Origin of the sequence: Paracoccus sp. PARArs4, from assembly GCF_947311865.1 — a bacterium.
GTDB classification, from domain to species: Bacteria; Pseudomonadota; Alphaproteobacteria; order Rhodobacterales; family Rhodobacteraceae; genus Paracoccus; species Paracoccus zeaxanthinifaciens.
This window is the reverse complement of the sequence record NZ_CAMZMW010000005.1, coordinates 206,400-216,071: the sequence shown is the minus strand read 5'-3', so window position 1 is coordinate 216,071 and position 9,672 is coordinate 206,400. Positions and strand designations below refer to the sequence as shown.

Sequence of the window (9,672 nt, the reverse complement as noted above, 5' to 3'; positions counted from 1 at the left end):
TGACCCGCGCCATCGCTTGACAGACAGGGCAGGGGGCGGGACGCTTCGGTCCTTGCCCCGCCCGCCAAGGATACCCCGTTGCCCCCCCCCCCCCCCCCCCCCCCGCCCCCGGCCTGCCCGGCAGGGTGCCGACCGACGGTCGGCACCCCCTGGGCGTCTCACGACAGCCCGCGCCCCTTCAGCAGCGGCTCGACCCCCGGCATGCGGCCCCGGAAATCCATCCACAGCTGATCCGCAGGCGCCGATCCACCCTTGGACAGGATCGTCTCCTCCAGCCGTTTCGCCGTGGCGGGGTCGAAGATGTCGCCCGTCTCCTCGAAGGCGGCGAAGGCATCGGCGTCCATCACCTCGGACCACATGTAGCTGTAATACCCCGCGGCATAGCTGTCGCCCGCGAAGACATGCGCGAAATGCGGCGTCGCATGCCGCATCGGGATCGCCTCGGGGGCGCCCAGATCCGCCAGCACCCGCGCCTGCGCGGCCATCGCGTCATCGGGCGGGGTGCCGCGATGGAAGGCCAGGTCCACCAGCGCGCTTTCCAGGTACTCCGTCGTGGAAAATCCCGCATCCGCGTTCCCCGCCGCGATCACGCGGTCGCGCAGATCGGCGGGCAGCGCCTCGCCCGTCTCGTGGTGGCGGGCATGGGCATCCAGCACCTCGGGCTGTTCCAGCCAGTGCTCGTACAGCTGGCTTGGCAACTCGACGAAGTCCTGCGCCACCGACGTCCCCGAGATCGAGGGCCAGTCCACCTCGGACAGGATGTGATGCGTCGCGTGGCCGAATTCGTGGAACAGCGTATGCGCGTCGTCCCAGGACAGGAAACAGGGCGCGCCCGGCGCCTCGGGCGGGGTGAAGTTGCAGACATTGACCACGATGGCGCGCTGCCCCTCGCCGATCCGGTGCTGCGATTGCAGCGACGAACACCAGGCACCCGACCGCTTGCCCGGACGGGCATGGAAATCGCCCAGGAAGATCGCCATCAGCCGCCCATTGCGCGTGACGCGGAAGGCCCGCACGTCGGGCGACCACAGGGGCGCGTCGATCGGCGCGAATTCCAGCCCGAACAGCTTGTGGGCCACGTCGAACACCGCGCCCAGCATCGCGTCCAGCGTCAGATAGGGCGCGACACGGTCCGCATCGACGTCATGTTCCGCCTGCCGCAGCCGTTCGGCATAGAGCCGCCAGTCCCAGCCGCGCAGCCTGTCGTTCACGCCATCGGCGCGCAGCATCTCGGTCAGGCGGGCCTCGTCATCGGCCGTACGGGCGCTGGCCGCCGTCCAGACCTGCCCCAGCAAATCCTGCACGCGGTCGGGCGTGCCCGCCATCTGGGTCTCCAGCTTCCACGAGGCGAAATCGGGATGACCCAGCAGCTGCGCGCGTTCATGGCGCAGGGCAAGGATCTCGTGGATCAGCGGCAGGTTGTCCGTCGCCTGCCCGCCCGCACCCTGCCCCGACCCGCGCGCGGCCCATGCGCGGAAGGCATCCTCGCGCAGGGCGCGGTCGCCTGCATGCTCCAGGAAGGGCACGATCAGCGACCGGTTCAGCGTCACCACCTGCCCCTGCAGCCCGCGTTCGCGCGCCGCGGCCCGCATCGCGCGCAGCAGCCAGTCGGGCAGCCCGTCCAGCCGGTCGTCGGCGACCGGCATCACGAAGTCGCGTTCATCCGCCAGCACGTTCTGCGTGAACTGCGTCGTCAGCGTGGCCAGCCGCCCCCGGATCGCAGCCATCCGGGCCCGGCCCTCGGGTGCCAGCCCCGCGCCCGCGCGCGTCAGGTCGCGCAGGGCCAGCCGGGTGATCCGCGCATCCTGCGGCGGCAGCGCATCGGCGCCCTCGGCCACCGCCTTGACGCGGTCGTAAAGCCGCGGGTCCATGCTGATGCGGCTGCCGTAGTCGGCAAGGCGCGGCGCGAAATCGCGGCTCAGCGCCTCTCGGGCGGGGTTCGAATCAACGCCCGCCAGCGTATAGAAGATCGAGAGCATCCGCCCCAGCCCCTCATCCGCCAATTCCATCGCGGCGATGGTGTTCTCGAAGCTGGGGGGTTGCGGGTTGGCGGCGATCGCCTCGTGCGCGGCCTCGGCGGCGGCCAGTTCGCGGTCGAAGGCGGGGGCGAAATCCGCATCCGCGATCAGGTCGAAGCGCGGCAGCCCCTCGGGGCCGGTCCAGCGGGTCAGTTCGGGGTTCATTCAGTGTTCCTTTTCGGTGCGGGCGGGGCCGCAGACGGTGCAGGCCGGATCGGCCGAGGTGCGGATCACCCGCGTCTCGGAATAGAGCGCGTCGTGGATCATCAGGCGGCCGCGCATCCCCTGCCCCGCGCCGGTCATTTCCTTGACCGCCTCCAGCGCCATCATCGACCCGATCACGCCGGGCAGCGCGCCGACCACGCCGGCCTCGGCGCAGGGGGCATCATGGACGGGGGCCTCGGGGAAGACGCAGTTCATGCAGGGGCCGCCACGGGCCGGATCGAACAGGGTCAGCTGACCCTCCCACCGGCCGATGGCGCCCCAGACCAGCGGAACGCCCGCCGCAACGCAGGCGCGGTTGATCGCGCTGCGGGTGGCGTGGCTGTCGGTTCCGTCGATGACCAGGTCGTGCTGGCGGATCAGGTCGATATCGTCCTCGGTGATGCGGCGCGTCAGGGGCGTCACGTCCAGATGCGGGTTCAGGCGCAGCATCGCCTCGGCGGCGGCATAGGCCTTGGGCTCGCCCTGCAGGTCGTCGCGGAAGATCACCTGCCGCTGCAGGTTCGACAGCGCGACGGTATCGTCATCGGCCAGCGTGATCCGCCCGACCCCCGCCGCCGCAAGATAGAGGCAGACCGGCGCACCGAGGCCCCCCGCGCCCACGATCAGCACGCGCGCACCCTTCAGCCGCATCTGCCCCGGCCCGCCGATCTCGTGCAGGACCAGGTGGCGGGCATAGCGGTCGATCTCGGGGTCCGTAAGGCCCGCATCGGGGCTGCGTTCGGGTTCGGGGGGCGGTGCGGCGCGGGCGCGCAGGCGGCGAAGGCCCGCGCGATAGCCCCAGCCAAGCGCGATCGCCGCGCCCAGCACCAGCCAGCCCGCCGCCGACCCGCCGATCGCATCCGCGACCGCCGATCCGGGGACCGCCAGCTGGATCAGCACCATCGCCGCCAGCAGCGTGCCGATCATGGCCAGCACCACCCGTCCGGGCGCGCGCAGCACCCGGCCCAGGATCAGCAGCGCCACGATCAGCCACAGGCCCAGCATCACTCGCGCCCCGATCCGGTCGAGCCGAAGCCCCCCTGCCCGCGCTGCGTGTCGTCCAGTTCCTCGACCAGATCGAACGCGGCCTGCGGGGCGGGCGCGATCACCAGCTGCGCGATGCGGTCGCCATGCGCCACGTGGAAATCGGCATCGCCCAGGTTGATCAGGATGACGCCCAAGGGGCCGCGATAATCGCTGTCGATGGTGCCGGGGGCATTGGGCAGCGCGATGCCGTGCTTCAGCGCAAGGCCGGAACGGGCGCGGACCTGCGCCTCCCACCCCGCGGGGACGGCGATGGCAAAGCCCGTCGGGATCAGCGCGCGACCGCCGGGCGGCAGCACGATGCCCGCCTCGCGGATCGCAGCGGGCAGGTTGGCGCGCAGGTCGGCACCGGCAGCGCCCGCGCTTTCATAGCGCGGCGCGGGAAGGGCGGGATCGGCATCGGGCAGGGCTTTCAGCCGGATGGCGGGGGGCGGCAGGATTCGCGGATCGTTCATCATGGGCGCATCCTGCAAAAGCAAAGGCCGCGCGGCAATGCCTGCGCGGCCCAAGTTCGGTCCAAGTTCGGTGCGATTTCGCGGCGATCAGCGCGGCGAGATCATCATGACCATCTGGCGGCCTTCGAGCTTCGGCATGGATTCGACCTTGCCGACCTCGTCCACGTCGGACTTGACGCGGTTCAGCAGCTCCAGGCCCAGGTCCTGGTGGGCCATCTCGCGGCCACGGAAGCGAAGGGTGACCTTCACCTTGTCGCCGGCCTCGAGGAACTTCAGCACGTTGCGCATCTTGACGTCATAGTCGTGGATGTCGGTTCCCGGACGGAACTTGATCTCCTTGACCTCGATGACCTTCTGCTTCTTGCGGGCCTCGGCCTCGCGCTTCTGCTGTTCGTACTTGTACTTGCCGAGGTCCATGACCTTGCAGACCGGAGGGGCCGCGTTCGGCGAAATCTCGACCAGGTCCAGCCCCGAGTCCTGCGCCATCTGCAATCCGACCGAGGGCGGCACCACGCCGACATTCTCTCCGTCAGGGCCGATCAGGCGGATTTCGGCCACGCGGATGCGTTCGTTCACGCGGGGGCCGGTGTCACGGGTGGGCGGTGCGTTATGCGGTCGACGAGCTATGGCGATACTCCTTATGCAGCCAAGTCGGAAGTGAAGGGAAATTAAGGCGAGCGGCCCGCGTTTTCAACCGGATTTGATGCGTTTCACGGTGCAAATTGCGCATTTGGGCGCATCTGCGCCCGTATCCGGGGGGCGCGCGGCTTTTCGGTCCCGAAGGGCTGTGCCATAGATGGCCCAAGGACAACTTGATGGCCGGGGGTGCCGGATGAAGAAACTTGGGCTGATCGTCGTGATTCTGCTGCTGGCGGCGGGGGGCGCGTGGTTCTGGAGCCAGTCGCAGGCACCGAAGGACACCCGACTGGCCGAGGCCCCCGCCCAGCCGGAGCCTGCGCCGCAAGCAGTAGCCGACCCCGCCGAGGAAGAGGCGGCCGAAGCCGCCGATGCGGCCGCCGACGCCGCGGCCGATGCTGCCGCCATCGCGGCCGATGCCGCGGCCGAGGCCGTTCGCGCCTCGGAGGATGCGGGCGTTCCCCCCGCCTCGGATGCCGCGGCCGAGGCCGAGGCCGCAGCCGAGGCCGCCATCGCCGCCGCCGGCCGCGCAGCCGAGGCCGCCGCCACCGAACCCGAGGCCGCCACCGTCGAGGAGGCCGCCGACGCCGCCGAGACCGCCGCCGAACATGCCGAGGAAACGGCGAATGCCGCCGCCGTCGCCGCCCGGATCGAGACGCTTCTGACCCCCGAGGGCTTCGACGCCGCCCGGATCGAGGAGATGATCGAGGGCGCCGACATCCCCGACGCGCAGAAGGCCACGCTGAAGCGGCTGGTCCAGTCGGCCAGCGACAACCCGCAACTGCTGCGCGCCGCGCTGGACCAGGTGAAGGCGGTGATGCGCTGATGCCGGTCCTGCCCGTCACCGACCGGCAGGAATTCCTGTCCCGCCCGCGCGCGCAGCTGGCCAAGGGCCCGATCGCCATCCTCTTCGTCGAGGATGGCGTCGCCGTCACCGAAACCGTCGCCCATCACGTCGCGCGCGGCTTCCGCCACATCCTGATCATGTCCGAGCTGCAGATATCCCTGCCGCCCGACCTGGCTGCGCGGGTCACGCAGCTGCGCCACGATTCGCGCCGTCCCGACGCCCATGTAGAGGGGGTGAACGCCGTGATCGCCGCCGTGCCCGCGGGCACCTGGCTGTATTACTGCTTCAACGCCGAATTCCTGTTCCACCCCTTCGGAGAGAGCCGCAGCGTCGGAGAGATGCTGGCCTTCCACACCGAGGAACGCCGCGGCGCAATGCTGACCTATGTGATCGACCTCTATGCGGGCGATCTGGGGCGGTTCCCGGACGCGGTCGATCTGGACAACCCGATGTTCGACCGCACCGGGTATTACGCGCTTGGCCGCAAGGGGCCGGACGGGCATCCGCGCGACAGGCAGCTGGATTTCCACGGCGGCCTGCGCTGGCGATACGAGGAACTGCTGCCGCCCGACCGTCGGCGCATCGACCGCATCGCGCTGTTCCGGGCGGAGGCGGGCCTGCGGATCACCGCGGACCACCGCTTCAACCTCGAGGAATACAACACCTATTCCTGCCCCTGGCACCACAATCTGACTGCGACCATCGCGTCATTCCGCGTGGCCAAGGCGCTGGCGACCAATCCGGGGTCGCGCGACCAGGTGGGCGACATGGTCTGGCGCAATTCGCACCCCTTCGGATGGAACAGCCAGCAGCTGATGGATCTGGGCCTGATGGAACCCGGACAGTGGTTCTGACCGCGCCTTACGTTGCGGCACCGCCTTTCGCTTGCGCCTTTCCGACCCCAGATGATAGACCGTGCGGCAACTTGAAAACGCCCGTCCCCCGTCGGGGCGGGCCGGAATGGAAGGCACCACACGCATGGCGATGACCAAGACCAGCTTCGATCGCGACGACCTGCTTGCCTGCGCGCGCGGAGAGCTGTTCGGCCCCGGCAATGCCCAGCTGCCCGAACCGCCGATGCTGATGATGGACCGCATCACCGACATCTCGGAGGATCGCGGCGAACACGGCAAGGGTCACGTCGTGGCCGAGTTCGACATCGACCCCAACCTGTGGTTCTTCGGCTGCCACTTCCCCGGCAACCCGATCATGCCGGGCTGCCTGGGCCTTGACGGCCTGTGGCAGCTGACCGGCTTCAACCTGGGCTGGCGCGGCTGGGAAGGCCGCGGCTATGCCCTGGGCGTGGGCGAGGTCAAGCTGACCGGCATGGTCCGCCCCGACCGCAAGATGCTGCGCTATCACGTGGACTTCACGAAGGCCGTGCAGACCCGTCGCCTGACCATGGGCGTGGCCGACGGCCGCGTCGAGGCGGATGGCGAACTGATCTACCAGGTCAAGGACATGAAGGTCGCCCTGTCGACCAGCTGATGAAATTTACCCGAGGAGGCACCCCAATGCGGCGCGTCGTCATCACCGGCCTGGGCATCGTTTCGCCCATCGGTAACAATGCAGAAGAAGTCACCGAAAGCCTGCGCAACGGGCGTTCCGGGATCGTCTTCGCCCCCGAATATGCCGAACACGGCTTCCGCAGCCAGGTTCACGGCATGCCCCAGATCAAGCTGGAGGACCATATCGATAAGCGCAACCTGCGCTTCATGGGTCCGGGCGCTGCCTACAACTTCATCGCCATGGAACAGGCGATCAAGGACAGCGGCCTCGAGGATCGCGAGATCTCGAACCCGCGCACCGGCCTGATCATGGGCTCGGGCGGGCCGTCGACGTCGAACTTCTTCGACGCCCACCAGATCGTCATCGAGAAGGGCGCACCCAAGCGCATGGGCCCCTTCATGGTGACGCGCTGCATGTCGTCCACGAACTCGGCCTGCCTTGCGACGCCCTTCAAGATCAAGGGCGTGAACTACTCGATCACCTCGGCCTGCGCGACATCGGCGCATTGCATCGGCAACGGGGTCGAGCAGATCCAGATGGGCAAGCAGGACATCGTCTTCGCCGGCGGCGGAGAGGAACTGGACTGGACGCTGTCCTGCCTGTTCGACGCGATGGGCGCGATGTCGTCGAAATACAACGACACGCCCGAAACCGCCTCGCGCCCCTATGACGCGACGCGTGACGGCTTCGTCATCGCGGGCGGCGGCGGCGTCGTCGTGCTGGAGGAGCTGTCCCATGCCCTGGCGCGCGGTGCCAAGATCTATGCCGAGGTCACCGGTTACGGCGCGACCAGCGACGGCTATGACATGGTCGCCCCCTCGGGTGAGGGCGGCGAGCGTGCGATGCGCGTGGCCATGGACACCCTGCCCGAAGGCCGCAAGGTCAGTTATGTGAACGCGCACGGCACCTCGACCCCGGTCGGCGACCTGGGCGAGATCCAGGCCATCCGCCGCATCTTCGGCGAGGGCAGCACGCCGCCCGTCAGCTCGACCAAGTCCCTGACCGGTCACAGCCTGGGCGCGACCGGCGTCCACGAGGCGATCTACAGCCTGCTGATGTTGCAGAATGACTTCATCGCGGCCTCGGCGAATGTCGAGACTCTGGACCCCGAGATCAAGCCGGGCGAGATTGCGACCGACCGCGTGGACAATGCAGGGCTGGATTCGATCCTGTCGAACAGCTTCGGCTTCGGGGGCACCAACGCCTCTCTGCTGATGTCGCGCTTCCGCGACTGATTACGAAAGAACGAGGACATCATGGGCGATCTTCTGAAGGGCAAGCGCGGGCTTGTGATGGGGGTCGCCAATGACCGCTCCATCGCGTGGGGGATCGCCAAGGCGGCCGCCGCCGAGGGGGCCGAACTGGCCTTCACCTATCAGGGCGAGGCCTTCGGCAAGCGGGTCGAACCGCTTGCCGCCTCGGTCGGCTCGGACACGCTTCTGGACGTGGACGTGACCGACGACGCATCGCTGGACGCGGCCTTCGCCTCGCTCCAGGACAAATGGGGCAAGCTGGACTTCCTGGTCCATGCCATCGCCTATTCCAACAAGGACGAGCTGACGGGCCGGTTCATCAATACCAGCCGCTCGAACTTCAAGCACAGCCTCGAGATCAGTTGCTATTCGCTGATCGAGGTCGCCCGCCGCGCGCATCCGATGATGTCCGAGGGCGGGTCGATCATCACGCTGACCTATGGCGGATCGAACCGCGTCACGCCCTTCTACAACGTCATGGGCGTCGCCAAGGCCGCGCTGGAAAGCAGCGTGCGCTATCTTGCCAACGACCTTGGCCCGGACGGCATCCGCGTGAACGCGGTCAGCCCCGGCCCGATGAAGACGCTGGCCGGTGCCGCGATCGGCGGCGCGCGCAAGACCTTCCGCCATACCGAGGCCAATGCCCCCATGCGCGCGAACGCGACGCTGGAGGCCATCGGCGGTACCGCCGTCTGGCTTCTGTCGGACTGGGGCGCCTGCACCACCGGCGAGATCGTGACCGTCGATGGCGGCTATCACGTGCTGGGCATGCCCCAGAGCGAGAACCTGTAAGCAACCGCAATGGGGGCAGCCATGCAGCATTTCGTTGCGGATGACGGCGCGAAGATTGCGTTTCGCGACGAAGGCCGCGGGTTGCCCCTGCTGTGCCTTGCCGGACTGACGCGCAACATGGCCGATTTCGACCATTTCGCCCCGCATCTGTCCGGCGTGCGGCTGATCCGCATGGATTACCGCGGCCGCGGCGCGTCGGATTTCACCGGCGCCGCGACCTATACCGTTCCGCGCGAAAGCCGCGATGCGCTGAACCTGCTGGATCACCTGGGGCTGGACCGCGCGGCGATCCTCGGGACATCGCGCGGCGGGCTGAACGGGCTGTTCCTGGCCGCGACCGCGCGGGACCGCATGATCGGGCTGTGCCTGAACGATGTCGGGCCGGTGATCGAACGGGACGGGCTGCACAAGATCTTCGACTATGTCGGGCGCAACCCCGCCGCGCGCAGCCATGCCGAACTCGCGGAACGCCTGCCCGCCATGATGGCCGGCTTCTCGGACGTGCCCGAGGGGCGCTGGCTGCAGGATGTGCGCGCCCATTACACGGAAACCGACCGCGGCCTGCGCATCAACTACGACCCGACCCTGCGCGAGGCGTTCCTTGCCGCGTTCGAGGGTGAGGCCCCCGACCTGTGGCCGCTGTGGACCGCGACCCAAGGCATGCCCGTCGCGCTGATCCGGGGCGCGAATTCGGACCTTCTGTCCAGCGCGACCGCGCAGCGGATGGCCCAGATGCGCCCCGACCTGATCATGGCCGACGTACCCGGACGCGCGCATATCCCCTGGCTGGACGAGCCGGAATCCCTGGCCGTCCTGAACGCCTGGATCGAGGCCTGCCGAGCATCATAACGCTTGGTTATCGCCCGGGCGGGAAAACAAAAGTTAGCTTGTGACGCCTGCGACGAAGGCATAGT

The 9,672-nt window shown here is 68.6% G+C and carries 10 protein-coding genes; 6 read left to right on the top strand and 4 right to left on the bottom strand.

Translation table 11 applies throughout. The annotated features are described in order from the left end of the window. Positions 1-158: 158 nt before the first annotated feature. The 4 genes from QMZ16_RS06320 to infC all read right to left on the bottom strand — a co-directional run bounded on the left by QMZ16_RS06320 (position 159) and on the right by infC (position 4,348). Positions 159-2,183, bottom strand: a complete 2,025-nt coding sequence (locus tag QMZ16_RS06320; protein WP_282602556.1) for a M3 family metallopeptidase — start codon at positions 2,181-2,183, stop codon at positions 159-161. Then, positions 2,184-3,227 (bottom strand): HesA/MoeB/ThiF family protein, encoded by a 1,044-nt coding sequence (locus QMZ16_RS06315; protein WP_282602555.1) that lies wholly within the window; start codon positions 3,225-3,227, stop codon positions 2,184-2,186. Further along, a complete protein-coding gene (gene dut / locus QMZ16_RS06310) occupies positions 3,227-3,721 on the bottom strand; it encodes a dUTP diphosphatase (RefSeq protein WP_282602554.1) in 495 nt (164 codons plus the stop codon). The genes QMZ16_RS06315 and dut overlap by 1 nt, the downstream gene beginning before the upstream one ends. A gap of 87 nt (positions 3,722-3,808) precedes the next feature. Next, the gene (gene infC, locus QMZ16_RS06305; RefSeq protein WP_348984655.1) at positions 3,809-4,348 is read right to left on the bottom strand and encodes a translation initiation factor IF-3; all 540 of its coding nucleotides are present in this window, start codon (positions 4,346-4,348) and stop codon (positions 3,809-3,811) included. A gap of 205 nt (positions 4,349-4,553) precedes the next feature. On the opposite strand from infC, the gene QMZ16_RS06300 reads away from it, so the two are divergent. The 6 genes from QMZ16_RS06300 (at position 4,554) to QMZ16_RS06275 (ending at position 9,607) form a co-directional block, all read left to right on the top strand. Continuing rightward, complete coding sequence (locus QMZ16_RS06300) at positions 4,554-5,183, top strand: hypothetical protein (RefSeq protein WP_282602552.1); 630 nt, start codon at positions 4,554-4,556, stop codon at positions 5,181-5,183. Continuing rightward, positions 5,183-6,058: a glycosyltransferase family 2 protein gene (locus tag QMZ16_RS06295; protein ID WP_282602551.1), complete on the top strand. Its 876-nt coding sequence runs from the start codon at positions 5,183-5,185 to the stop codon at positions 6,056-6,058. Before QMZ16_RS06300 ends, QMZ16_RS06295 begins: the two co-directional genes overlap by 1 nt. A 124-nt stretch (positions 6,059-6,182) precedes the next feature. Next, positions 6,183-6,692, top strand: coding sequence for a bifunctional 3-hydroxydecanoyl-ACP dehydratase/trans-2-decenoyl-ACP isomerase (gene fabA, locus QMZ16_RS06290; RefSeq protein WP_282602564.1), 510 nt, complete (start codon positions 6,183-6,185; stop codon positions 6,690-6,692). Positions 6,693-6,718: 26 nt separating this feature from the next. Beyond that, a complete protein-coding gene (gene fabB / locus QMZ16_RS06285) occupies positions 6,719-7,948 on the top strand; it encodes a beta-ketoacyl-ACP synthase I (protein ID WP_282602550.1) in 1,230 nt (409 codons plus the stop codon). 21 nt (positions 7,949-7,969) lie between these two features. After that, entirely contained in the window at positions 7,970-8,758 is a 789-nt protein-coding gene (locus tag QMZ16_RS06280) for an enoyl-ACP reductase (protein ID WP_282602549.1), read from the top strand. Between the two features lie 21 nt (positions 8,759-8,779). Further along, positions 8,780-9,607, top strand: a complete 828-nt coding sequence (locus tag QMZ16_RS06275; protein WP_282602548.1) for an alpha/beta hydrolase — start codon at positions 8,780-8,782, stop codon at positions 9,605-9,607. The last annotated feature ends 65 nt before the right edge of the window (positions 9,608-9,672 follow it).

What these genes read in the sequence shown, in the direction of transcription:
- fabA (WP_282602564.1), top strand. Translation starts at nt 6,183, where the DNA reads ATGGCGATGACCAAGACCAGCTTCGATCGCGACGACCTGCTTGCCTGC.
- QMZ16_RS06275 (WP_282602548.1), top strand. Translation starts at nt 8,780, where the DNA reads ATGCAGCATTTCGTTGCGGATGACGGCGCGAAGATTGCGTTTCGCGAC.
- QMZ16_RS06300 (WP_282602552.1), top strand. Translation starts at nt 4,554, where the DNA reads ATGAAGAAACTTGGGCTGATCGTCGTGATTCTGCTGCTGGCGGCGGGG.
- dut (WP_282602554.1), bottom strand. Translation starts at nt 3,721, where the DNA reads ATGAACGATCCGCGAATCCTGCCGCCCCCCGCCATCCGGCTGAAAGCC.
- QMZ16_RS06280 (WP_282602549.1), top strand. Translation starts at nt 7,970, where the DNA reads ATGGGCGATCTTCTGAAGGGCAAGCGCGGGCTTGTGATGGGGGTCGCC.
- QMZ16_RS06295 (WP_282602551.1), top strand. Translation starts at nt 5,183, where the DNA reads ATGCCGGTCCTGCCCGTCACCGACCGGCAGGAATTCCTGTCCCGCCCG.
- QMZ16_RS06320 (WP_282602556.1), bottom strand. Translation starts at nt 2,183, where the DNA reads ATGAACCCCGAACTGACCCGCTGGACCGGCCCCGAGGGGCTGCCGCGC.
- QMZ16_RS06315 (WP_282602555.1), bottom strand. Translation starts at nt 3,227, where the DNA reads ATGCTGGGCCTGTGGCTGATCGTGGCGCTGCTGATCCTGGGCCGGGTG.
- fabB (WP_282602550.1), top strand. Translation starts at nt 6,719, where the DNA reads ATGCGGCGCGTCGTCATCACCGGCCTGGGCATCGTTTCGCCCATCGGT.